The following is a 22,412-nucleotide window of genomic DNA, read 5'->3' on the forward strand; positions in this document are numbered from 1 at the left end:
AGATATAACTATTTATATATATGAAAAAAATGGAAAAAATCCATTTTCCGCCGGTGAAAATATCAAGTAATGGAACAGGGAGGTAGTCCAGATAAGGACTACCCAAAGACAAGGAAATATGCTTTAAAAAACAGGTGGGAAATAAAAACGGCAGTCAGGAAAGAGATTCCAGGACTGCCGTTTGTGTTAATTAGCGGAACGATTTCAGAACGGTATGCGGTTGGTTATTTCGCTGAGTTGTTGGGAATCAATGGTTAGAGAACCAGTTCAGCTTATCGCGTAATCCCACAACACGGCCCACGATAATCAGCGCCGGGCTTTCAACCTGTTTTGCCAGTTCACCGAGCTGTGTCAGCACACCGCTGACGACGCGCTGTGTTACAGCGGTACCATTCTCGACCAGGGCAACCGGCATATCAGCTTGCATACCAAACTCGATGAGTTTTTCCTGAATCGTCGCCGCCTGATTCAGTCCCATGTAGAACACCAACGTTTGTTTCTCTGCCGCCAGGTTTTCCCAGTCCAGTTCACCGCCTGTTTTCAGGTGTCCGGTAACCAGACGAACGCTCTGCGCATAATCGCGATGGGTCAGTGGGATACCGGAGTAAGCAGAACAACCAGAAGCCGCGGTAATGCCTGGCACGACAGAGAATGGAATACCGGCATGACACAGGGTTTCCAGCTCTTCACCACCGCGTCCAAAGATGAATGGGTCACCGCCTTTCAGTCGCACTACGCGTTTACCTTGTTGCGCTTCACGCAGCAGGATCTGGTTGATCTCTTCCTGCGGTACACAGTGATAACCCGCACGTTTTCCTACGAACACCCGGTCTGCGTCGCGACGTACGAGGTTCATGATATCGTCAGAAACCAGACGGTCATACACCACAACATCAGCTTGCTGGATCTGCTGTAGCCCTTTCAGAGTCAGCAGCCCGGCATCACCAGGACCGGCACCTACCAATACCACTTCACCCCGGTGATCCAGCGGTTCGCTGAGCAACTGCTCAGTGGTTTCCTCTACAGCTTGCTGATCGTTGTTCGCCAGCGACTGCGCCAGGCGGTCATTAACAAACAATTTTTCCCAGAAGCGGCGACGTTCACCCATGCTGGCAAACTGCTTTTTCACGCGGGAGCGCAGTTGCCCGGCATATTGTGCGACCTGGCCCAGATGCTGCGGTAACACGGATTCGAGCCTTTCACGCAGCAGGCGGGCAAGAACAGGGGATGTACCGCCTGAGGAGACCGCCACCATCAGCGGAGAGCGGTCGATAATTGAGGGCATGATAAAACTGGCTGCTTTTGGCGCATCGACCACGTTGCAGAAGATACGACGTGATTCTGCGGCGGTGCTGACGCTTTGGTTAACGGCATCGTCATCAGTAGCGGCAATAGCCAGCCAGCAGGTGTCGAGCAGGGACTCATCGAACGGCCCCTCAACCAGCGTCAGCATATTTTCATCTGCCCATACTTTGAACTGCGGAATAAACGCCAGCGCATTAACCGTTAAACGGGCGCCCGCTTCCAGCAGTAACCGCGCTTTGCGTTCTGCGACATCACCACCGCCGACGATCAAGCAGTCGCGGTCACGTAGTTGACAAAATATAGGCAAATGATCCACGACATTACCCCTTAATTATTGGCAGCAGCCTCTGGCTGATTGATTTTTGCCGGAGCCGGACGCTCCGATTTTGGCGTAGCATACCAATAACCCAATCCCATGAATACGACACCGGACAAAGTATTACCTAGTGTCACCCACAGAAGGTTATGACCAATTCCGGACAGGGTATAGGCCTCGCTGTGGTGGCCGAACCAGGAAAGGGCAAACAGCGTCATATTGGCTACGGAGTGTTCATAACCGGACGCGATAAACGCCAGCAGACACCACCAGATGGCAAGGAACTTCGCCGCGCCTTCGGTGCGGATTGCCATCCAGATTGCCAGGCAAACCAACCAGTTACACAGGGCGCCTTTAAAGAACAGTACTGTTGCAGGTGCGGTAGTTTTCGCCAGCGCGACCGTATGCACGATGCTGGTGTCGACCGGCAACAGACTGCCACCGCCCCAACTGTATAACAGAGCGACAAACACAGAGCCCATGAGGTTGCCGAGCCAGGTTTGTGGCAGAATCGCCCACATTTGACCGTGGCTGATGGTGCCCGCTTTAACGCCGAGCGTGAGAAACATCGTGTGACCGGTGAACAGTTCTGAACCGGCGATAATCACCAACGTTAAGGCAATACCAAAGGTTGCACCCATTACCAGAGGACGTACGGATGGATCGAGTAAATTACCGAGAGTAAAAATAAGAATGATGCCGAGCCCAACGTAGGCCCCTGCCATTGCTGAGCTGACCCAGAATCCGAGTGGATTATTTGCCGACAGGCGTGCGATGCGCGCAGCGTTAGCCGCACACTTATTGATAGTGTCTGTGAACATGTGTTGATTATCCTTGAAGTACAAACAATAAAAAGAAATCGTAACCGTAGGCCGGATAAGGCATTTATGCCGCCATCCGGCAATGTGCTTGTGCAATTGCCTGATGGCGCTACGCTTATCAGGCCTACTAATAAAAGACCTACAAATACGTCAAAAAAGGGGAGGCGTTGCGCCTCCCAAAATTAATTAACCGCGCAGTTGCACCGTGCCGTCTTTCACTCGCGCTTCGTAATGTTTCACGGAGAACTGTTCGTCTTCCATGCACAGACCGTCGCTTAAGCGAAAACGCTGTTTTTTCAGCGGGCTGGCAACCCACAATTCGCCCTGATGTTCAGCAATCAGCCCACGAGAAAGCACGCTGGACTCAAAGAACGGGTCGATGTTGCTGATCGCAAACACCTGGTCGCTGTGATACGGGCGGAAAATCGCAACCTGCTCGTTACCTAACAGGGCGCAGACGCCTGTTGCAGGCAGAATGTCATCGATTTTGCAGATGTTTTTCCACTGGCTCATGCGTTTTCCTCCACTAGAGTCACCGGGATACGCTCATAAGGCGTGGCCGGACGATGTTGTTCACGTTCAGGCACAACCTGGACATTCGGATCGCGTTGATCGCTGTTGATAAAGTGTTTGAAGCGAACCTGCGCGGATGGGGTGTTAACGGTTTCTGTCCACTCGCAGACCACTGCTTCACGCAGACGGGCCATCTCTTCTTCAAGATGCTGATTCAGACCCAGCTTGTCGTCGATGATGACGGACTTCAGATACTCGATACCGCCTTCCAGATTGTCTAACCACGGTGCGGTACGGGTCAGTTTGTCAGCGGTACGGATGTAGAACATCATGAAACGGTCAAGGTACTTGAGCAGCGTTTCGCGATCGATATCCGCGGCCAGCAGGTCTGCATGACGAGGTTTCATCCCGCCGTTACCGCAAACGTACAGGTTCCAGCCTTTCTCAGTGGCGATGATACCCACGTCTTTACCCTGGGCTTCCGCACATTCACGGGTACAGCCGGAGACGCCGAATTTCATTTTGTGCGGGGTACGAATGCCTTTGTAGCGATTTTCCAGCTCCACGCCGAAGCCAACGCTATCGCCGACGCCGTAACGGCACCAGGTGCTGCCTACGCAGGTTTTCGCCATACGCAGCGCTTTGGCATACGCGTGACCGGTTTCAAAACCGGCTTCAATCAGCTGACGCCAGATTTCCGGCAGGTCATCTTTTTGTGCGCCGAACAGACCGATACGCTGAGAACCGGTAATTTTGGTGTACAGGTTAAATTCACGCGCGATACGGCCCACGGCCACCAGGCCTTCAGGGGTAATTTCACCACCCGCAGAACGCGGGATCACGGAATAGGTGCCGTCTTTCTGGATATTCGCCAGGAAGTTGTCGTTAGTGTCCTGCAGCGGGGTATGCTGTGGTTTAAGAATGTATTCATTCCAGCAGGAGGCCAGCAGGGAGCCAACGGTGGGTTTACACACTTCGCAGCCGTAACCTTTACCGTGTTTAGCCAGCAATTCTTCGAAGGTTTTAATGCCTTCTACGCGAATCAGGTGGAACAGTTCCTGACGCGAATACGGGAAGTGTTCACACAGGTTGTTATTCACTTCGATACCCTGCTTCGCCAGTTCGGCGTTCAGGACCTGCGTTACCAGCGGGATACAACCGCCGCAGCCAGTACCGGCTTTGGTCTCGGCTTTCAGCGCCGCAACGGTGTGGCAACCTTTGTTGATAGCGGCAATCAGCATGCCTTTGGTGACGTCAAAGCAGGAACAAATCTGTGCGCTGTCCGGGAGTTTATCCACGCCGATTGATGGTTTACCGCTGCCCGCATGTGCTGGCAGAATCAGCGAGTCCGGGTTTTCCGGCAGCTCGATGGCGTTCAGCACAAGCTGTAGCAGGTTGCCGTAATCACTGGTGTCACCGACCAGAACCGCACCCAGCAGGGTTTTGTTATCTTCGCTTACGATGAGGCGTTTGTAGACTTCTTTGCTTTCATCGAGATAGACATAGCTGCGGGCACCCGGTGTACGCGCGTGCGCGTCGCCAATTCCGCCAACATCTACGCCGAGCAACTTCAGTTTGGCGCTGAGATCCGCACCTTCGAAAGCGTTTTCAGTTTCGAGGATATGATCCACAGCGACCTGGGCCATTTTGTAACCCGGCGCGACCAGACCATATACGCGGTTGTTCCAGCTGGCGCATTCGCCAATCGCATAGATATCCGGGTCAGATGTCTGGCAGCTGTCGTTAATGACAATGCCGCCGCGCGGAGCGACGTCCAGACCGCACTGGGTTGCCAGTTTGTCGCGTGGGCGAATACCGGTGGAGAAGACGATGAAATCAACTTCCAGCTCGCTGCCGTCGGCAAAACGCATGGTTTTGCGCGCTTCGGTGCCTTCCTGGACGATCTCTTTGGTGTTCTTGCTGGTGTGCACACGCACGCCCATGCTTTCAATTTTGCGACGTAACTGCTCGCCACCCATATGATCCAGCTGTTCAGCCATCAGCATGGGGGCGAATTCAATCACGTGGGTTTCCACGCCCAGGCTTTTCAGCGCTCCGGCGGCTTCCAGACCTAACAGGCCACCACCGACGACGGCACCGCGTTTGCTACGGCGGGCGCAAGCCTCAATGGCGTTGAGATCTTCGATGGTACGGTAAACGAAGCAGTCCTGGGTTTCGGAACCTTTAATCGGTGGGATCCACGGATAGGAGCCGGTCGCCATGATCAGCTTGTCGTAATAGACCGTACGGCCCGCGCTGGAGTGGATTACCTTCTCCTGGCGGTTGATGGTAATTGCACGTTCACCGACTAACACCTTAACGCCGTGCTTCTCATAGAACCCTTCACGCACCAGAGAAAGCTCTTCAGCGGTGTGGTGAGAGAAGTAGGATGACAGGTGTACGCGGTCGTACGCTTTGCGGGGTTCTTCACAGAAGACGGTAATATCAAAATTGGCAGCGTCGGATTTATCAAGAAGATCCTCAATAAAGCGATGGCCGACCATACCATTACCGATAATAGCGAGTCTGACTTTGCTCATTTTTGCCTCGATTTCTTTTCTATTACTGCCTACCTTAACGATTCAGCAACCGCGCTTATTGATACAAATCAAATTCGGCCTTATATACTCCTTAAGAGGTATATAACTGATTTGTCAGCATTTTTATAAGTGACGGAATTGACAGGCTTTTCATATTTGTACAATTGGCATACAAATTGAGGGGTTTTAGTGTGTTTGGGCCGACATCGCCAGCGAAAGAAGAGGGTATGAGAATAGGCCGGATGGCGCAGACACCATCCGGCAGTGTGTAGGCCGGGCAAGCGAAGCGCCCTCCGGCACTGAGATTAATGCGTTGCTGGCGCGTTATGCAGGCGATGACGCGTGACGAACCCAAGGATAAAGCACATCACGAACACCACGGCATACAGTCCGTTCGCAGTCTGTAATGCGGCTAATGGGCCACTGTGCGCCACGATAGGACCGGTGACGATGAAGGTGAGCATGGTACCAATGGTGCCGCAGGTCAGCACAAAGTTAACCAGTTTAGGTGAGGCAACTTTGGTCTGCTGAGAACCAAGGGTAATAATGGTGGTATAAATCGCGCTGGAGAAGAAGCCCAGCGTCAGAATGAACCACGGCATATGCTCTGGCGTACCGGTGATGAACAGATACATCAGCACGGTGGCCAGCCCTGCCAGTACGGTCAGAATACGCTGCAAATCGAAGAAACGCAGAATAAAGCTAAACGCCCACATGCCGACCATGTAAGACATCCAGAAGTCACTAACCAGTTTACCGGCATCGTTCAGGCTCATGCCCAGGCTCTTGGCGTATTCCGGAACCCAGGAGATAAAACCAAGCTGACCGAGGATGTAACACAGCGCCGCAATCGCCAGGAACAGCACGCCAATGCCCCATTTTTCTTTCACGGCCGGTGCATCTGACTGTTGTGCATGTTTGCCCAGCGCCGGGAATTCGCAGCCGAAGGTCAGCAGGAAAATGGCGACATATACCAGGCCGATACAAGCATAGACCCAGTACCATTCAATGCTGCGCGCGAGCAGGAAGGCCGCAACCATGGGGAAAATCATGCCCGCCATGCTGAAGAAGGAGTCGGTAAACAGCAGGCGGGAGCCACGCTGGCGACCTTCATACATCTGAGTCACCAGGAACGTACCAATCGACATGGTGATACCACTCACCAGTCCCAGCACAAACATTGCCGCGGAGAACAACGCCAGGCTATGGCTGAGCATCAGTCCGGCGATTGCCAATACCATCAGGATGAAGCCAAAACGCAATTGCGTTTTCAGCGGCACGATTTCCATCAGCCAGGCATTCAGAAAAATAGAGATCAGGATACCTGCGTTCAGAAAGGTGAAGGTGTTACTCATGCTGGAAACGGGCAAATGGAAATAATCCGCGATGTTTCCCATCACCATCCCGGTGACAATTACCAACGCACCTGTCAGGGCGTAGGAGAGAAAGCTAATCCATGTGAGCTTAATGCGATTGCTGTTAGTCATGACTGGCCTGTATAGAAGTGTAAGGCGCATTAACGGCGCCGTGAGCGGGCAGATTTTAGGCGTTTTAGTGATGTATTTAAATATTTTTTGGTAATTACTGAGCCTGTTACATTTTTGTATGTGATCGTGATCACATTGGTATTTACGACTATGAGGTTACATTTGTTTCAAGTACGTAAAATTAGGTAAAGGGATGGCCTTGTTCATGAAGGCTCTTTAGAATCAATCCACTTGCTTTAGTTTCTGCTCTCGTTTAAGGAAATCTCATGCTCAAATCGACTCTGGCGGCTGTTGCAGCTGTTTTCGCTCTTTCTGCTATCTCTCCCGCAGCGCTGGCAGCGAAAGGGGATCCGCACGTTCTGCTGACAACCTCTGCCGGTAACATTGAACTGGAACTGAACAGCCAGAAAGCCCCGGTTTCAGTGCAAAACTTTGTCGATTATGTCAACAGCGGTTTCTATAACAACACCACGTTCCACCGTGTGATCCCGGGATTTATGGTGCAGGGTGGTGGGTTTAACGAGCAGATGCAGCAGAAAAAACCTAACCCGCCAATCAAGAATGAAGCGGATAACGGGCTGCGTAACACCCGAGGCACGATCGCTATGGCGCGTACTGCGGATAAAGACAGTGCGACCAGCCAGTTTTTTATCAACATTGCGGACAATGCATTCCTCGATCATGGCCAGCGTGACTTTGGTTACGCCGTGTTCGGTAAAGTTGTGAAAGGTATGGATGTTGCGGACAAGATTGCGCAGGTACAGACCCACGATGTCGGTCCTTACCAGAATGTTCCGTCAAAACCGATTGTTATCCTTTCCGCTAAAGTCCTGCCGTAAGCCTATTTTGCGCGGGTAGTCCCTGCCCGCGTTCTCCCCCTTCTCTGCGTAACCCGAAATTGCTGCTTATACTTGTGGCAAGTGTCGGCTCATTCAGGGAGGTCACGTGAAAAAACTCACCGATAAACAAAAGTCCAGGCTCTGGGCGCAACTGCGAAATGCCAATTTCCAGGCAAGCCGGCGACTGGAAGGCGTGGATATTCCACGGGTTACTCTGAGCGCTGAAGACGCCCTGGCGCGTCTTGAAGAATTGCGGAGGCACTATGAGCGATAAATTCGGTGATGGACGCGACCCCTATTTGTATCCTGGGCTGAACGTTATGCGTAACCGGCTGGGGGTTCATCAGGCGCAGCGTCTGGCGCAGGCAGCTTATGAATTGACGGCGCTGCGTGCCGCCACAATTGAACTGGGGCCGTTAGTTCGTGGTTTACCCTACCTGTGCGCTATTCATCGCCAGCTTTATCAGGATATTTTCGACTGGGCTGGCAAGCTACGCGAAGTCGATATTTATCAGGGCGACACACCTTTCTGCCATTTTGCCTGGATAGAGAAAGAGGGCAACGTGCTGATGCAGGACCTGGAAGACGAGTCCTGGCTGGTGGGATTGCCGCCAGAAAAGTTTGTGGACCGCCTCGCACATTACTACTGCGAAATTAACGTGCTGCACCCGTTTCGCATCGGCAGTGGTCTGGCGCAGCGTATTTTCTTCGAACAGCTGGCGATTCATGCCGGGTATATACTCAACTGGGAGGGCATCCAGGTTGAGGAGTGGAACCAGGCAAATCAAAGCGGCGCCATGGGTGACCTGTCCGCACTGCAGGCGATATTTCGTAAAGTGGTAAGCGAAGCCCTGGAAATTGAGTAGAATAGCGCGGTTCTTCTGTACCGGAGCCGCCATGATCCTGCTTATCGATAACTACGATTCTTTTACCTGGAACCTGTATCAATACTTCTGCGAACTGGGCGCAGATGTCCTTGTCAGACGCAACGACGCGCTGACGCTGGCGCAAATTGATGCCCTGAATCCGCAGAAAATCGTCATTTCTCCGGGGCCATGCACGCCGGATGATGCGGGCATCTCGCTGGATGTCATTCGTCATTATGCGGGTAAGATCCCTATGCTGGGCGTTTGTCTGGGCCATCAGGCAATGGCACAAGCCTTTGGCGCGACCGTCGTGCGGGCGGCGAAAGTGATGCACGGTAAGACTTCACCCATTACGCATACCGGGCAAGGTGTTTTTCAGGGATTGGCAAACCCGCTAACGGTGACGCGCTACCATTCGTTGGTGGTCGCACCTGAGACGTTGCCTGAGTGCTTTGAAGTGACGGCGTGGAGTGAAACGCAGGAGATTATGGGCATTCGTCACCGGGAGTGGGATATGGAAGGGGTGCAATTTCACCCGGAGAGCATCCTAAGCGAACAGGGGCATCAGCTGCTGGCTAATTTACTTAACCGGTGATTTAGGGTTGCTATTTAGTGATTTTTTATTCATATTTTGTGATTATAATTTCACTAGCATTTCTGCTTAACAGGGTGGTAATGACATGGCAACTGAACAAACTGCAATTACGCGCGCAACATTCGATGAAGTGATTCTGCCGATTTATGCACCGGCAGAGTTTATCCCGGTAAAGGGGAAAGGAAGTCGAGTCTGGGATCAACAGGGTAAAGAGTACGTTGATTTCGCGGGCGGCATTGCAGTGACCGCGTTAGGGCATTGCCATCCGGCACTGGTCGAGGCATTAAAAACCCAGGGTGAAACTCTGTGGCATACCAGTAACGTGTTCACCAATGAGCCGGCGTTGCGTTTAGGCCGCAAAATCATTGATGCCACTTTCGCTGAACGCGTGTTGTTCATGAACTCCGGTACCGAAGCTAACGAAACCGCCTTTAAGCTGGCACGCCATTACGCCTGTGTGCGCCATAGCCCATTCAAAACTAAAATTATCGCCTTCCATAATGCGTTTCACGGTCGATCGCTGTTTACCGTTTCCGTGGGTGGGCAGCCGAAATACTCTGATGGCTTTGGACCAAAGCCCGCGGATATCATCCATGTACCGTTTAACGATCTGCATGCCGTAAAAGCGGTGATGGATGATCATACCTGTGCGGTGGTGGTTGAGCCTATTCAAGGAGAAGGCGGCGTCACTGCGGCTACGCCGGAATTCCTGCAAGGTTTACGTGAACTTTGTGACCAGCACCAGGCGCTGTTGGTGTTTGATGAAGTGCAGAGCGGGATGGGGCGTACCGGCGATTTGTTTGCCTATATGCACTATGACGTGACGCCGGATATCCTCACCAGCGCGAAGGCGCTAGGCGGCGGTTTCCCGGTGAGCGCGGTACTGACCACCCAGGAGATTGCCTCCGCGTTCCATGTTGGCTCGCACGGTTCGACTTACGGCGGTAACCCGCTGGCCTGCGCGGTTGCGGGAGCGGCGTTCGATATCATCAACACCCCGGAAGTGCTGGAAGGTATTCAGGCCAAACGGCATGCCTTTGTGCAGCATTTGCAGAAAATTGATCAGCAGTTTGATATTTTCAGCGATATTCGCGGCATGGGACTGTTGATTGGCGCTGAGTTGAAGCCGCAGTTTAAAGGCCGGGCGCGTGATTTCCTCTACGCTGCTGCGCACGAAGGGGTGATGGTGCTAAACGCCGGGCCGGACGTGATGCGTTTTGCACCGTCGCTGGTGGTAGAGCAGGCGGATATCGATGAAGGGATGCAGCGCTTCGCGCAGGCGGTAGCGAAGGTGGTGGGCTGATTGCCGGATGGCGGCGCGAGCGCCTTATCCGGCCTACAGGGTAAGGTGTGATTCGTAGGCCGGATAAGCGTAGCGTATCCGGCAAATCTCTTAACCCTTCATGTCCCGCAGTCGGCGGCTCAGCCAGATACCGTGGTGCGGTCGCTGGCGCCAGGCAACAGAAGAGATGGTGTGCATGGTGTTAAGGTGCCCCAGTATTCGTTGTAGATGCTGCTCAAGCGTACTTAATGGGCCGTGTGAGAGCATCTCTGGTGATTCGAGAATATTCACATCACCAGAACTTCCCGGTCCGTCATATTCCAGCCGCTGTTGACAGCGCTGGAGTGCAATTTCGCAGGATTCCAGATATCGCTGCGCCAGATCCGGCGTCAACATCGTGTGCTCCCTTGCCAGGGTAGTCATTGCATTGATGTGCTCGACGATGAACTGGCTGTGTGTAACCCACAGTTTCATATCTGCCAGATAGTGCGAGTTAAACCCAGGTTCCTGCATGGCCTGGTTTAATGAGTTAAACAGCGTGTTTTGCGCCTGATTGACCCGCATGCGCTGATACGCCAACGGCGTGGCCTGCGGATCGTTGCTGAGGATGAGACGGATGGCTTCTTGATCTGCTCCTAGTGCATCGTGAGCGTTCTTACGTAGTAAACCACTCTGCCATTGCGGCCACAGCCAGAGCGTACCGCCAAAGGCGATCAAACAACCGATCACGGTGTCGACAAACCGGGGCACGATAAACTGTTCCCCGTTCAACGTGAGTAACTGTAGGGTATATACCGCTGTGACCGTAAAGCCCACGGTGGCCCAGCCGTAGTTTTTACGGATGATCAGATAGCTAACCAGGGTTATCAGCAGCATAGCTGCCAGCGTAAAACCCTCAGGAATATGAAAGTGCAACGTGACGCCGGCAATGACCAGTCCGACAAGCGTGCCCACCGAGCGGTGTAAAATACGCACCCGGGTTGCGCCGTAGCCATTTTGCGTGACGAACAGTATCGTCATCAGGATCCAGTAAGGTTTTGGCAGGTGTAAAGCGCTACCCATTAGGCTTGCGATACTCAACATGACGCTGATGCGTCCGGCGTTACGCAGCGCCGGAGATTTCAACGACAAATAGTTTTTCAGTGCAGGAATTAACGGTAATCGACGCTGTTTATCAGCCATCAAATCCCGGGCATACAGTGGGCGTTGGGTACGCAGCACGCGGGCAATGCGGCTGAAATGCCAGTAGCAAAATTGTCCCACCGGATTATCCGGGTGCTGCCGGGCAATCTTCTCCAGGGTGCCGATCTGCTTTTCCATCGAAAAACGCGTCGGTAAGCGGTGATACAAAATGTCATCGGCCAGTACGCGTAGACGTTCCGCAACGGTGCGAGCATTCCAGCGAATCACCTGTTCAGCATGACTACGCTCGACCAGCTTTTGCACTTCTTCGGGCTGGTGCAGGCTAACGGAAATATGCTCCTGTAAATCCAGCGCTTCCTGGAAAACACGTAGCAAGCGTTTGTATTCATTATTGTGATGTGCCGACAGCATGTGCATTTGCTGGTAGCACTGGGTAATCAGATCCACGGCTTTCTGTTGACGGACCAGCAGGGGGGGTAGCGCTTTTTCGGGATCGGCATGCTGGGTCAACATGCTGTATTTAGCCTCACAGTAATCGGCTAATTCGCGGTACAACAAACTGAGTGATTCGCGCAGCGGTTGTTCACGCCACATCCAGAACCAGAACCAGTTAAACAGGCCGTACCATACTGTCCCCAGCGCGTAGATCAGCAATGGCTCCCAGACGGGCATGTTCCCGGCCAGACTCAGTGTGAAAATCGCCGCGATCAGTGAGGCGGGCAGAAGTCGTGCATGCAACGGGCTTAGCTCAGCAGTCACACCGAGAATCAGCGTCAGGCCGGTGAGGATCAGCGGCAGCGGTATAGTCTGTGCCAGCAGTAACTGCATTATCAGGCTGCAGCCGGCAAACAGCGACGCGCCAATCACTAAGCGTTTGAAAAAGCGCTTATGTGGGGTATCAAGACCCGCAATATTGCAACAGGCAGGGACGAGGGAGAACAACAGTCCCAGATGAAGCTGACCAATGATAAGACCGACAGCCACAGGTAAACATAGCACCAGCGTCTGTCGTAGTGCGTAGTTGATCTCGGGGTGATAAATCAGTCTTCGCCACATCGGAGCAAACAAAAATGGCGCATTACTACGTAACACGCCATGTCGATGGGATTAACGCGTGCCGTAGACGACGATGGTCTTACCATGTGCGGAGATCAGGTTCTGATCTTCCAGCATCTTCAGGATACGACCAACGGTTTCACGGGAACAGCCAACGATCTGGCCAATTTCCTGACGGGTGATTTTAATCTGCATGCCATCCGGGTGGGTCATCGCGTCAGGCTGTTTCGCCAGATTCAGCAGAGTCTGGGCGATACGACCGGTTACGTCGAGGAAGGCAAGGTTGCCCACTTTTTCAGACGTTACCTGCAGACGACGAGCCATCTGAGAAGACAGGCGCATCAGAATATCTGGGTTGACCTGGATTAATTGGCGAAATTTTTTGTAGGAAATTTCAGCGACTTCACATGCGGTTTTGGCACGTACCCAGGCGCTACGTTCCTGGCCTTCTTCGAAGAGGCCTAATTCACCAATAAAATCGCCCTGATTCAGATAAGAGAGGATCATTTCTTTCCCTTCTTCATCTTTGATCAGCACTGCCACTGAGCCTTTAACGATGTAATACAACGTTTCCGCTTTTTCACCCTGGTGAATCAGCGTGCTCTTCGATGGGTACTTATGAATATGGCAATGAGACAAGAACCATTCGAGAGTCGGGTCTGTTTGCGGTTTGCCAAGCACCATGCGCGGTTATCCTCTGTTATAAGCTGTCTCCAGAGCCAGAACACGACGCTGTCTCTGGGGTTGCAAAAATGTGCTTCCCGCTACCTGGGAAGGGGGCTGCTAAAAATAGATTGCAGCCTGTAATGTGATGTCCTCTGCATACATGCAGTACGTCAATGTATTACTGTAGCATCCCGACTGTTTTAGCATAGCTTTCGCCGTGTGTCTCCTGGTGTCTCGCTTCAGCATGACGCAGGTCGCCTTCCATTGCGAGAATTGTTATGTACGCGTAATCTGTCAGGAAAATTGAAACATTGGAGTTACGAAATATGCAAGCGCGTGTAAAGTGGGTTGAGGGGTTAACCTTCCTCGGTGAGTCCGCCTCAGGCCACCAAATTTTGATGGACGGTAACTCTGGTGATAAAGCGCCGAGCCCGATGGAGATGGTATTAATGGCGGCAGGGGGGTGTAGCGCCATTGATGTCGTGTCCATTCTGCAAAAGGGACGCCAGGATGTCACCAACTGCGAAGTGAAGCTCACCTCTGAGCGCCGTGAAGAAGCACCGCGTCTGTTTACCCACATCAATCTGCATTTCATCGTGACGGGGCGCGACCTGAAAGATGCGTCTGTGTCTCGGGCGGTTGATCTTTCTGCTGAGAAATATTGCTCCGTGGCGTTGATGCTGGAAAAAGCGGTGAATATCACCCATTCCTACGAAGTGATTGCTGCTTAACATATGATGCCGGATGGCGGCGTAGCCTTATCCGGCCTACATAACGATACCGACTCGTAGGCCCGATAAGCGTAGCGCCATCGGGCACATCCCATACATCACTCTATCTTTTTACCTTCCATCAGCCTCTGCACCAATGGCAGCATGATCAATTCCATCGCCAGCCCCATCTTGCCGCCCGGCACGACTAATGTATTGATATGGGAAATGAATGAACCCTGCAGCATAGCCAGCAGCCAGGGATAATCGATGCCTTCCAGATTACGAAAATGAATCACTACAAAGCTCTCATCCAGTGACGGAATACTCTTTGCCGCAAAGGGGTTGGAGGTGTCGACGGTGGGCACTCGCTGGAAGTTAATATGCGTGCGGGAAAACTGCGGCGTAATGTAATTGATATAATCGTCCATTGAACGAACGACCGAGTCCATTACCGCTTCACGTGAATGCCCGCGTTCGCTGGTATCGCGGGTGAGTTTCTGGATCCACTCCAGGTTCACAATAGGGACAACACCAACAAGCAGATCGACATGCCGCGCCACATTTTGTTGTGGTGTAACGACGCCGCCGTGCAATCCTTCATAGAACAGTACATCAGTAGGTTCAGGAAGCGGTTGCCATGGGGTGAATGTGCCCGGAACCTGGTTCCATGGAACGGCTTCATCATAGGTATGCAGATATTTACGCGACTGTCCTTTTCCCGTCTGGCCGTACTCAATGAAGGTTTGTTCGAGCAGGCCAAAGTCATTCGCTTCAGGGCCGAAGTAGCTGATGTGTCGTCCGGCGTCGCGCGCTTTGCGGATCGCCATATCCATTTCCGGGCGGGTATAACGATGAAAACTGTCACCTTCCACCTCGGCGGCACGCAGATTTAACTGTGCGAAAATTTTACGAAACGCGAGGCTGGTGGTGGTGGTCCCCGCGCCACTGGATCCTGTTACCGCAATCACCGGATGTTTGGCAGACATAACAACTCCATAAATAGGTTGGTTTTTTATTATAGTCAGCCGTCGGCAGCGGATTACTCGTGAAGCTGTTTCCTCGGCATTATGTTGACCGTTTCATGCAGTTCGGACCACACCAGCACAGCTTCACCTGATTGTAGTTGGCGTTTGACGTCGGCGACTTTTTGTTCGAGCGAGCGTTCATGTTCACCATAATCGGTGCCTTCGCGCAAGACAAAGCTTTCAATCAGGTTATCCAGTGCGTCCGGGGAGATGTCTTGCCAGGGAATCATCATGATGATGCCTCCAGATATGTTGTCAGCCAGTCTGGAATACGCGATTCCAGCCACATCTCAGGGCGACGTAACGTGCCACCAATAAATCCGACGTGTCCACCGTGCTCGGTGAGTTGATACTCCACCTGTGGGGGCAGATTCTCGGGTTGTGGGATGACATGGCTATCCATAAACGGATCGTCTTTGGCGTGGATAATCAGCGTCGGTTTGGCGATCCGATTCAACAGTGGCATGGCGCTGCACTGACGATAGTAATCTATAGCATCAGCAAAACCGTGGATTTTAGCCGTGATCAAATCGTCGAAATCGCGAATACGACGCAGGGATTTTAATTGCGCGAGGCTCACTGGCAGCGACCCCGGATACGCTTCCAGTTTCCGTGAGGCGTTGGCTTTCAGCAGATTGAGCAGGTAGCGCTGGTAGACGCGGGAGAAACCCTTCTCCATGTGATAACTACACGCTTCCAGCACAAACGGTGCAGAGACGATAACTGCCGCATCAATGGGGATCGTGTTCCCTTCTTTCGCCAGCAGGCAGGCCAGCATATTCCCACCGAGCGAATAACCTACTGCAGCGGTTGGAACGCGTCCAAACTCTCGCTCCAGCCAGTTTAAAAACCAGGTGCCATCTTCTGTTTCACCAGAGTGATAAATACGATTCAGGCGATTTGGCTCACCGCTACAGCCACGAAAATGCATCACTACACCGAGCCAGCCGCGCTTTTGCGCCGCTTCAATCAGGCCATGCGCGTACGGACTGTTCAGGCTTCCTTCCAGACCGTGAAAAACCACCAGGCGCGGCTTATGTTTGGCCTGCTGTGGATCTTCGCTCCATGCCAGGTCGACAAAGTCACCATCGGGTAATTCCAGACGCTGCCAATGGGCATCGAACTTCACCTTACGGCGTATTAAACGCGGCAGCATCGTCTGTAGATGACGGTTACTGATACCACGCATCGGGCGGAATTCTCGCGAATCGTCGGTAGGTGGGGTCATTTCTGTGGATGTGATTTCAACCATAACACCAGAGCAATTAATAATCGGAAAGAATAACTATACCGCGCACAGCGCGTGCGGGTTAGCCAATATGTGATTTTGTCGCCAGTCAGTTAGCCGGTTACGCGAGCCTGGACCGAAGCGTAGGCCTGATAAGACGCGCGAACGCCGCCATCAGGCATATTCGGCTCCGGTGCCGGATGGCGGTTTCGCCTTATCCGGCAATCAGGGCTACTCGGCCAGCATCTGCTCAAGCTGTTCCTGCGCATCCAGCCAGGCCATCTCACACTCTTCCAGCCCGGACTTCGCGCTTGCCTGTTGTTGCAGGCATGCCGTGAGCTCAGCTTTACGACTTTGGTCGTACAGTTCGCTATCACCGAGCTTCTCTTCAGCCTGTGCCAGCTGTGCGTGTAGCTTCTCCATCTCTTTTTCCAGACGGGTAATCTCTTTACGCAGCGGTTGTGTCAGGCTGCGTAGCTCGGCTTCGCGGCGTTTCTGGTCCTTACGCGCCTGGGCGCTGTTAACGCTCTCTTTTGCCGGTTCGTCGCCCTGGTTTTCTTGTTTTTGTACGTCGCTCAGCCATTGCTGGTAATCCTCCAGATCGCCATCAAACGGTTCGACCTTCTTGTCGTGTACCAGGTAGAGATCATCGGTGGTGGAGCGAATCAAGTGGCGATCGTGTGATACCACAACCAGTGCACCTTCGAAATCGATTAGCGCTTCGGTCAGTGCCTGGCGCATGTCCAGATCCAGGTGGTTGGTCGGTTCATCAAGCAGCAGCAGGTTCGGGCGCTGCCAGACGATCAGTGCCAGCACCAGACGCGCTTTTTCACCGCCGGAGAAACGTCGGGTTTCTTCGCTGACTTTATCGCCCTGGAAGCCGAATCCACCAAGATAATCACGCAGTTTCTGTTCGAGCTCTTGTGGAGCCATACGTGCCAGGTGCTGAATGGGGGATTCATCAGCGCGCAAAAATTCCAGTTGATGCTGTGCGAAGTAACCCAGTTTGATGCCCTTCGCCAGACCAATTTCGCCACTGATAGGGGCCAGTTCGCCGGCCAGCAGCTTGATCAGCGTTGATTTGCCCGCACCGTTGCGGCCTAACAGGCCAATGCGGGAACCCGGCACCAGATTCAGTTTGATGGAATCGAGGATTGTGCGATCGCCGTAGCCAGCACTCACTTTTTCCATCTTCAGCAGTGGGTTAGGCAGGCTTTCCGGTTCACGGAAGCTGAAATGGAACGGGTTATCGACATGGGCTGGCGCGATAAGCTCCATGCGCTCCAGCATTTTGATACGGCTCTGCGCCTGTTTTGCCTTGGTTGCTTTTGCGCGGAAACGATCGATATAGCTTTGCAGATGCGCCACGCGCTCTTGCTGGCTTTCGTACATCGCTTGTTGTTGTGCAAGGCGGGTCGCACGCTGGATTTCAAACGCGCTGTAGTTGCCGGTGTACTCGAACATGGTTTGCTGTTCGATATGAATAATTTTATCCACCACCGGATCGAGGAAGTCCCGGTCGTGGGAAATCAAAATCAGTGTACCCTGATAGCTTTTCAACCATCTTTCCAGCCAGATTACCGCGTCGAGATCGAGGTGGTTGGTGGGTTCATCAAGCAGTAGCAAATCTGAACGGCAAATCAGCGCCTGGGCCAGATTGAGACGCATACGCCAGCCACCAGAGAAATCGCTGACCGGGCGCTCTAGCTGCTCGTTAGAGAAACCGAGACCGTGCAGCAGGCTGGCCGCGCGTGAGCGCACGGTCCAGGCATCGATGGCATCCAGTTTGCCATGGATGGTGGCAATGGCGTGTCCATCGTTACGTTCGTTGGCATCGTTTAACTGGGCTTCCAGTTGACGATATTCGCGGTCGCCATCAATCACGTATTCCAGCGCAGGTTGTGGTAACGCTGGCGTTTCCTGATTCACCCATGCGAGTTGCCAGTTTCCCGGAAACGTAAATCCACCGGCGTCAGCGCTGATTTCATTTTTCAGCAATGCCAGCAGGGTAGATTTACCGCAGCCATTTTTACCCACCAGGCCAACCTTCTGCCCAGGATTAATGGTGGCCGTGGCATTGTCCAGCAAGACGCGCACGCCGCGACGAATTTGTAACGATGAGAAAACAATCATAAGGCGCCGTATGTTCAGACTATGTTAATTTATCATTATGATAATGTAATGTGTGGGCCATTTGCCGCACCGAGGCGCAATGGTAGCCCAAAACGCCGAAAATAGACAAAAGACAAAACCGGGAGGGGGATGATGTCCCAGCCAGCGAAAGTGTTGCTGCTGTATGCCCATCCGGAATCTCAGGACTCGGTCGCGAACCGGGTTCTGCTTAAACCGGCCATGCAGCTCAATAATGTTACCGTGCACGATCTTTACGCGCACTATCCTGATTTTTTTATCGATATTTCGCACGAGCAGGAATTGCTGCGTGAGCATGACGTGATTGTTTTTCAGCATCCACTCTATACCTATAGCTGCCCGGCCCTGCTAAAGGAGTGGCTTGACCGCGTACTGAGTCGCGGGTTTGCCAGTGGCCCCGGAGGGAACCAACTGGCGGGAAAGTACTGGCGGAGTGTGATCACCACTGGTGAGCCGGAAAGTGCGTATCGGTATGACGCGCTGAACCGCTATCCGATGAGTGATGTGTTACGTCCTTTTGAGCTGACGGCAGGAATGTGCCGGATGCACTGGATGAGTCCCATCATCGTTTACTGGGCCAGACGGCAAACGAAGCAGGAGCTGGACAGCCATGCTAAAGCGTATGGTGACTGGCTGGCGAATCCGATTCCTGTGGGAGGCCGCTGATGGAAGGTTCTGATTTATTGACCGCGGGAGTGCTGTTCCTCTTCGCGGCGGTGGCTGCGGTGCCGTTGGCATCGCGGCTGGGTATTGGGCCGGTGTTGGGCTATTTGCTGGCGGGGATCGCTATTGGCCCATGGGGACTTGGCTTCATCAGCGATGTGGATGAAATTCTGCACTTCTCTGAGCTGGGCGTGGTCTTCCTGATGTTCATCATCGGGCTGGAACTTAACCCGGCTAAACTATGGCAATTGCGGCGTTCAATTTTTGGTGTCGGTGCCGCGCAGGTGTTACTTAGCGCGCTTGTCCTGGCAGGGTTATTGATGCTCACTGACTATTCCTGGCAGGCGGCGGTAGTCGGTGGGATTGGTTTGGCGATGTCATCGACGGCAATGGCGTTACAGCTGATGCGGGAAAAAGGGATGAACCGCAGTGAATCCGGACAACTGGGCTTTTCAGTGCTGTTGTTCCAGGATTTGGCGGTGATCCCCGCGTTGGCGCTGGTTCCGCTGTTAGCAGGATCAGCCGATGAGCATTTTGACTGGATCAAAGTGGGCATGAAGGTGTTGGCTTTTGCTGGCATGTTGATTGGCGGACGCTATCTGCTGCGTCCTGTCTTTCGCTTTATTGCGGGGTCCGGCGTGCGGGAAGTGTTTACCGCGGCCACGTTGCTGCTGGTATTGGGCTCTGCGTTGTTTATGGATGCGCTGGGCCTGTCGATGGCGCTGGGAACGTTTATCGCTGGCGTGCTGCTGGCGGAAAGCGAATATCGACATGAACTGGAAACGGCGATTGATCCCTTTAAAGGGCTTTTGCTCGGGTTATTTTTCATCTCGGTGGGGATGTCACTTAACCTTGGCGTGCTTTATACCCATATTTTGTGGGTAGTGGCGAGCGTGATGGTACTGGTCATCGTGAAGACGCTGGTGCTCTATGTGTTGGCGCGGCTGAATGGCATGAGAAGCTCGGAGCGGATGCAATTTGCGGGGGTGCTAAGCCAGGGCGGAGAATTTGCCTTCGTGCTTTTTTCAACGGCATCTTCCCAGCGGCTGTTTCAGGGCGATCAAATGGCACTTTTGCTGGTAACCGTCACGCTGTCGATGATGACCACGCCACTGTTGATGAAGCTGATTGATAAATGGCTCTCTCGCCAGTTCAACGGCCCGGATGAGGAAGATGAACAGCCCTGGGTGGAAGACGATAAGCCGCAGGTTATCGTGGTGGGGTTTGGGCGTTTTGGTCAGGTGATCGGCCGTTTGCTGATGGCGAACAAAATGCGTATTACCGTCCTGGAGCGGGATATCAGTGCGGTGAATCTGATGCGTAAATATGGCTATAAAGTCTATTACGGTGACGCCACGCAGGTGGAGCTTTTACGTTCCGCTGGCGCAGAGGCGGCGCAGTCTATTGTGATCACCTGCAATGAACCTGAAGACACGATGAAGCTGGTGGAACTGTGCCAACAGCATTTTCCGCATTTGCATATTCTTGCGCGAGCGCGCGGACGTGTAGAGGCGCATGAGTTATTACAGGCAGGTGTCACGCAGTTTTCCCGTGAAACCTTCTCGAGCGCACTGGAACTGGGGCGCAAAGCGCTGGTGTCGTTGGGGATGCATCCGCATCAGGCGCAGCGCGCCCAGTTACATTTTCGTCGACTCGATATGCGCATGCTACGGGAATTGATCCCGATGCATACCGATACGGTGCAAATCTCTCGTGCCAGAGAGGCCCGGCGTGAGCTGGAGGAGATTTTCCAGCGGGAGATGCAGAAAGAACGGCGCCAGTTGGATGGCTGGGATGAATTTGAGTAGAGGATAACCATGGCAATTCGTAAACGTTTTATTGCAGGCGCAAAATGTCCGACCTGCCAGGCGCAGGATTCGCTGGCGATGTGGCGTGAAAATAATATCGATATTGTTGAGTGTGTTAAGTGTGGTCATCAGATGCGCGAGGCCGATAAAGAAGCGCGCGAGCACGTTCGCAAAGAGGAGCAAGTGATCGGGATTTTTCATCCGGACTAGCGATATGACGCAGCTTTTTTTAAGCTAGAGGGTACACGGGTGCAGAATTCCGCTACAATCTGCGCCACTATTCTTTCCATGCTCAGGAGATATCATGAAAGTAGCAAAGGACCTGGTGGTCAGCCTGGCCTATCAGGTACGTACAGAAGACGGTGTGTTGGTTGATGAGTCTCCGGTGAGTGCACCGCTGGACTACCTGCATGGTCACGGTTCCCTGATTTCTGGCCTGGAAACAGCGCTGGACGGTCATGAAGTTGGCGATAAATTCGACGTTGCTGTAGGCGCAAACGACGCTTACGGTCAGTATGATGAAAACCTGGTGCAGCGCGTTCCTAAAGACGTCTTCATGGGCGTTGATGAACTGCAGGTTGGCATGCGTTTCCTGGCTGAAACTGACCAGGGTCCGGTACCGGTAGAAATTACCGAAGTGGAAGACGACCACGTTGTGGTTGACGGTAACCACATGCTGGCTGGCCAGAACCTGAAATTCAACGTAGAAGTTGTTGCTATCCGTGAAGCGACCGAAGAAGAGCTGGCCCATGGCCACGTTCACGGTGCGCATGGCCATGACCACGATCATGACCACGGTCACGATGGTTGCTGCGGTGGTCACGGTCACGACCATGGTCACGAGCACGGTGGCGAAGGCTGCTGCGGTGGTGGCGGTAAAGGTAACGGCGGCGGCTGCGGTTGCCACTAATCGGTATGATTGCCTGATGGCGCTACGCTTATCAGGCCGACCGTAGGCCGGATAAGACGTTTACGTCGTCATCCGGCACAAAAAAGCGGGGAAACCCCGCTTTTTTTACGCCTCAATAATGTGGCGGTGGCGTCTCTTCAGACTGCGACGCGATATGAGACGGCTGAGTGGCTTTGAGCTTTTCTGTCAGCAGACGCAGATGGTCGCGCAGTTTGGCCATTTCCAGTTCATGCGCGGTCACCGTTACGTTCAGCTCTTCAATGGTTATTTCCTGAAACGCCAGGCGACTCTCCAGCTCAGCCAGGCGAGTTTCCATCGTTGTATCCTGCATGATTCACCTCTTCTGTTTTTCTCCGGCAGATCGCGGACTGCGGCGAATTCTACTTAACTTTGCCTGTTTGCACAGCACTCATTCCTCTGCAACGAAACTAATTTAAACAAAAAGTGTCTGAAAAGTGGTGATAATAGGGCGTGCCTGTATGTTG

At 53.0% G+C, this 22,412-nt stretch carries 21 protein-coding genes and 1 pseudogene; 10 read left to right on the plus strand and 12 right to left on the minus strand.

Features of this window, described 5'->3' with window-relative positions:
• Positions 1 to 247 precede the first annotated feature (247 nt).
• The 5 genes from cysG to tsgA all read right to left on the minus strand — a co-directional run bounded on the left by cysG (position 248) and on the right by tsgA (position 6,982).
• A complete protein-coding gene (cysG, locus tag NNO08_RS21180; protein ID WP_271457495.1) occupies positions 248 to 1,621 on the minus strand; it encodes a siroheme synthase CysG in 1,374 nt (457 codons plus the stop codon).
• Positions 1,622 to 1,632: 11 nt separating this feature from the next.
• Complete coding sequence (nirC, locus tag NNO08_RS21185; protein ID WP_271457496.1) at positions 1,633 to 2,442, minus strand: nitrite transporter NirC; 810 nt, start codon at positions 2,440 to 2,442, stop codon at positions 1,633 to 1,635.
• Between the two features lie 186 nt (positions 2,443 to 2,628).
• Positions 2,629 to 2,955 (minus strand): nitrite reductase small subunit NirD, encoded by a 327-nt coding sequence (nirD, locus tag NNO08_RS21190; protein WP_003023590.1) that lies wholly within the window; start codon positions 2,953 to 2,955, stop codon positions 2,629 to 2,631.
• On the minus strand, positions 2,952 to 5,495 hold the full coding sequence (nirB, locus tag NNO08_RS21195) for an NADPH-nitrite reductase large subunit (protein ID WP_271457497.1): 2,544 nt from the start codon (positions 5,493 to 5,495) through the stop codon (positions 2,952 to 2,954). Before nirB ends, nirD begins: the two co-directional genes overlap by 4 nt.
• Positions 5,496 to 5,800: 305 nt before the next feature.
• Complete coding sequence (gene tsgA / locus NNO08_RS21200; protein ID WP_271457498.1) at positions 5,801 to 6,982, minus strand: MFS transporter TsgA; 1,182 nt, start codon at positions 6,980 to 6,982, stop codon at positions 5,801 to 5,803.
• A 266-nt stretch (positions 6,983 to 7,248) separates the two neighbouring features.
• On the opposite strand from tsgA, the gene ppiA reads away from it, so the two are divergent.
• The 5 genes from ppiA to argD all read left to right on the plus strand — a co-directional run bounded on the left by ppiA (position 7,249) and on the right by argD (position 10,585).
• Positions 7,249 to 7,821: a peptidylprolyl isomerase A gene (ppiA, locus tag NNO08_RS21205; protein ID WP_137381141.1), complete on the plus strand. Its 573-nt coding sequence runs from the start codon at positions 7,249 to 7,251 to the stop codon at positions 7,819 to 7,821.
• Positions 7,822 to 7,927: 106 nt separating this feature from the next.
• Complete coding sequence (locus tag NNO08_RS21210; RefSeq protein WP_137381140.1) at positions 7,928 to 8,095, plus strand: YhfG family protein; 168 nt, start codon at positions 7,928 to 7,930, stop codon at positions 8,093 to 8,095.
• Positions 8,085 to 8,687 carry a putative adenosine monophosphate-protein transferase Fic gene (locus NNO08_RS21215; RefSeq protein WP_271457499.1) on the plus strand — a complete coding sequence of 201 codons (603 nt, stop codon included), beginning with the start codon at positions 8,085 to 8,087 and terminating at the stop codon, positions 8,685 to 8,687. The genes NNO08_RS21210 and NNO08_RS21215 overlap by 11 nt, the downstream gene beginning before the upstream one ends.
• A 31-nt stretch (positions 8,688 to 8,718) precedes the next feature.
• A complete protein-coding gene (gene pabA / locus NNO08_RS21220) occupies positions 8,719 to 9,282 on the plus strand; it encodes an aminodeoxychorismate synthase component 2 (RefSeq protein WP_271457500.1) in 564 nt (187 codons plus the stop codon).
• Positions 9,283 to 9,367: 85 nt separating this feature from the next.
• Positions 9,368 to 10,585: a bifunctional acetylornithine/succinyldiaminopimelate transaminase gene (argD, locus tag NNO08_RS21225; RefSeq protein WP_271457501.1), complete on the plus strand. Its 1,218-nt coding sequence runs from the start codon at positions 9,368 to 9,370 to the stop codon at positions 10,583 to 10,585.
• Between the two features lie 90 nt (positions 10,586 to 10,675).
• On the opposite strand, the gene NNO08_RS21230 is transcribed toward argD, so the two are convergent.
• Positions 10,676 to 12,763, minus strand: coding sequence for a YccS/YhfK family putative transporter (locus NNO08_RS21230; RefSeq protein WP_271442322.1), 2,088 nt, complete (start codon positions 12,761 to 12,763; stop codon positions 10,676 to 10,678).
• A 51-nt stretch (positions 12,764 to 12,814) separates the two neighbouring features.
• A complete protein-coding gene (gene crp, locus NNO08_RS21235; protein WP_000242758.1) occupies positions 12,815 to 13,447 on the minus strand; it encodes a cAMP-activated global transcriptional regulator CRP in 633 nt (210 codons plus the stop codon).
• A gap of 308 nt (positions 13,448 to 13,755) precedes the next feature.
• Here crp and NNO08_RS21240 point away from each other — a divergent pair, with 308 nt between their 5' ends.
• On the plus strand, positions 13,756 to 14,160 hold the full coding sequence (locus tag NNO08_RS21240) for an OsmC family protein (RefSeq protein WP_202037578.1): 405 nt from the start codon (positions 13,756 to 13,758) through the stop codon (positions 14,158 to 14,160).
• A 98-nt stretch (positions 14,161 to 14,258) separates the two neighbouring features.
• Here NNO08_RS21240 and NNO08_RS21245 read toward each other — a convergent pair whose 3' ends face one another.
• The 4 genes and pseudogenes from NNO08_RS21245 to NNO08_RS21260 all read right to left on the minus strand — a co-directional run bounded on the left by NNO08_RS21245 (position 14,259) and on the right by NNO08_RS21260 (position 18,528).
• Positions 14,259 to 15,128: a phosphoribulokinase gene (locus tag NNO08_RS21245; protein ID WP_008786301.1), complete on the minus strand. Its 870-nt coding sequence runs from the start codon at positions 15,126 to 15,128 to the stop codon at positions 14,259 to 14,261.
• A 53-nt stretch (positions 15,129 to 15,181) separates the two neighbouring features.
• Positions 15,182 to 15,400 carry a YheU family protein gene (locus NNO08_RS21250; RefSeq protein ID WP_202037580.1) on the minus strand — a complete coding sequence of 73 codons (219 nt, stop codon included), beginning with the start codon at positions 15,398 to 15,400 and terminating at the stop codon, positions 15,182 to 15,184.
• Positions 15,397 to 16,465 (minus strand): annotated as a pseudogene (locus NNO08_RS21255) (hydrolase). Before NNO08_RS21255 ends, NNO08_RS21250 begins: the two are co-directional and overlap by 4 nt.
• 161 nt (positions 16,466 to 16,626) lie before the next feature.
• The gene (locus NNO08_RS21260; RefSeq protein WP_271457502.1) at positions 16,627 to 18,528 is read right to left on the minus strand and encodes an ABC transporter ATP-binding protein; all 1,902 of its coding nucleotides are present in this window, start codon (positions 18,526 to 18,528) and stop codon (positions 16,627 to 16,629) included.
• A gap of 132 nt (positions 18,529 to 18,660) precedes the next feature.
• On the opposite strand from NNO08_RS21260, the gene kefG reads away from it, so the two are divergent.
• From kefG to slyD, 4 genes are all read left to right on the plus strand, one after another.
• On the plus strand, positions 18,661 to 19,212 hold the full coding sequence (kefG, locus tag NNO08_RS21265) for a glutathione-regulated potassium-efflux system ancillary protein KefG (protein WP_271442323.1): 552 nt from the start codon (positions 18,661 to 18,663) through the stop codon (positions 19,210 to 19,212).
• Positions 19,212 to 21,017, plus strand: a complete 1,806-nt coding sequence (kefB, locus tag NNO08_RS21270; RefSeq protein ID WP_271457503.1) for a glutathione-regulated potassium-efflux system protein KefB — start codon at positions 19,212 to 19,214, stop codon at positions 21,015 to 21,017. Before kefG ends, kefB begins: the two co-directional genes overlap by 1 nt.
• A 9-nt stretch (positions 21,018 to 21,026) precedes the next feature.
• Entirely contained in the window at positions 21,027 to 21,227 is a 201-nt protein-coding gene (locus NNO08_RS21275; RefSeq protein ID WP_271442316.1) for a YheV family putative zinc ribbon protein, read from the plus strand.
• A 94-nt stretch (positions 21,228 to 21,321) separates the two neighbouring features.
• Positions 21,322 to 21,927, plus strand: a complete 606-nt coding sequence (slyD, locus tag NNO08_RS21280) for a peptidylprolyl isomerase (RefSeq protein WP_003023634.1) — start codon at positions 21,322 to 21,324, stop codon at positions 21,925 to 21,927.
• A gap of 112 nt (positions 21,928 to 22,039) precedes the next feature.
• Here slyD and NNO08_RS21285 read toward each other — a convergent pair whose 3' ends face one another.
• A complete protein-coding gene (locus NNO08_RS21285) occupies positions 22,040 to 22,258 on the minus strand; it encodes a protein SlyX (protein WP_003023639.1) in 219 nt (72 codons plus the stop codon).
• Positions 22,259 to 22,412 lie beyond the last annotated feature (154 nt).

It is taken from the genome of Citrobacter sp. Igbk 17, from assembly GCF_028069775.1.
Lineage (GTDB): Bacteria > Pseudomonadota > Gammaproteobacteria > Enterobacterales > Enterobacteriaceae > Citrobacter.

Coding starts and splice junctions, on each gene's coding strand:
- nirC (WP_271457496.1), bottom strand. CDS start 2,442: ATGTTCACAGACACTATCAATAAGTGTGCGGCTAACGCTGCGCGCATC.
- NNO08_RS21215 (WP_271457499.1), top strand. CDS start 8,085: ATGAGCGATAAATTCGGTGATGGACGCGACCCCTATTTGTATCCTGGG.
- argD (WP_271457501.1), top strand. CDS start 9,368: ATGGCAACTGAACAAACTGCAATTACGCGCGCAACATTCGATGAAGTG.
- NNO08_RS21285 (WP_003023639.1), bottom strand. CDS start 22,258: ATGCAGGATACAACGATGGAAACTCGCCTGGCTGAGCTGGAGAGTCGC.
- kefG (WP_271442323.1), top strand. CDS start 18,661: ATGTCCCAGCCAGCGAAAGTGTTGCTGCTGTATGCCCATCCGGAATCT.
- NNO08_RS21275 (WP_271442316.1), top strand. CDS start 21,027: ATGGCAATTCGTAAACGTTTTATTGCAGGCGCAAAATGTCCGACCTGC.
- ppiA (WP_137381141.1), top strand. CDS start 7,249: ATGCTCAAATCGACTCTGGCGGCTGTTGCAGCTGTTTTCGCTCTTTCT.
- kefB (WP_271457503.1), top strand. CDS start 19,212: ATGGAAGGTTCTGATTTATTGACCGCGGGAGTGCTGTTCCTCTTCGCG.
- nirD (WP_003023590.1), bottom strand. CDS start 2,955: ATGAGCCAGTGGAAAAACATCTGCAAAATCGATGACATTCTGCCTGCA.
- tsgA (WP_271457498.1), bottom strand. CDS start 6,982: ATGACTAACAGCAATCGCATTAAGCTCACATGGATTAGCTTTCTCTCC.
- crp (WP_000242758.1), bottom strand. CDS start 13,447: ATGGTGCTTGGCAAACCGCAAACAGACCCGACTCTCGAATGGTTCTTG.
- NNO08_RS21245 (WP_008786301.1), bottom strand. CDS start 15,128: ATGTCTGCCAAACATCCGGTGATTGCGGTAACAGGATCCAGTGGCGCG.
- NNO08_RS21250 (WP_202037580.1), bottom strand. CDS start 15,400: ATGATGATTCCCTGGCAAGACATCTCCCCGGACGCACTGGATAACCTG.
- NNO08_RS21240 (WP_202037578.1), top strand. CDS start 13,756: ATGCAAGCGCGTGTAAAGTGGGTTGAGGGGTTAACCTTCCTCGGTGAG.
- NNO08_RS21260 (WP_271457502.1), bottom strand. CDS start 18,528: ATGATTGTTTTCTCATCGTTACAAATTCGTCGCGGCGTGCGCGTCTTG.
- pabA (WP_271457500.1), top strand. CDS start 8,719: ATGATCCTGCTTATCGATAACTACGATTCTTTTACCTGGAACCTGTAT.
- nirB (WP_271457497.1), bottom strand. CDS start 5,495: ATGAGCAAAGTCAGACTCGCTATTATCGGTAATGGTATGGTCGGCCAT.
- slyD (WP_003023634.1), top strand. CDS start 21,322: ATGAAAGTAGCAAAGGACCTGGTGGTCAGCCTGGCCTATCAGGTACGT.
- NNO08_RS21230 (WP_271442322.1), bottom strand. CDS start 12,763: ATGTGGCGAAGACTGATTTATCACCCCGAGATCAACTACGCACTACGA.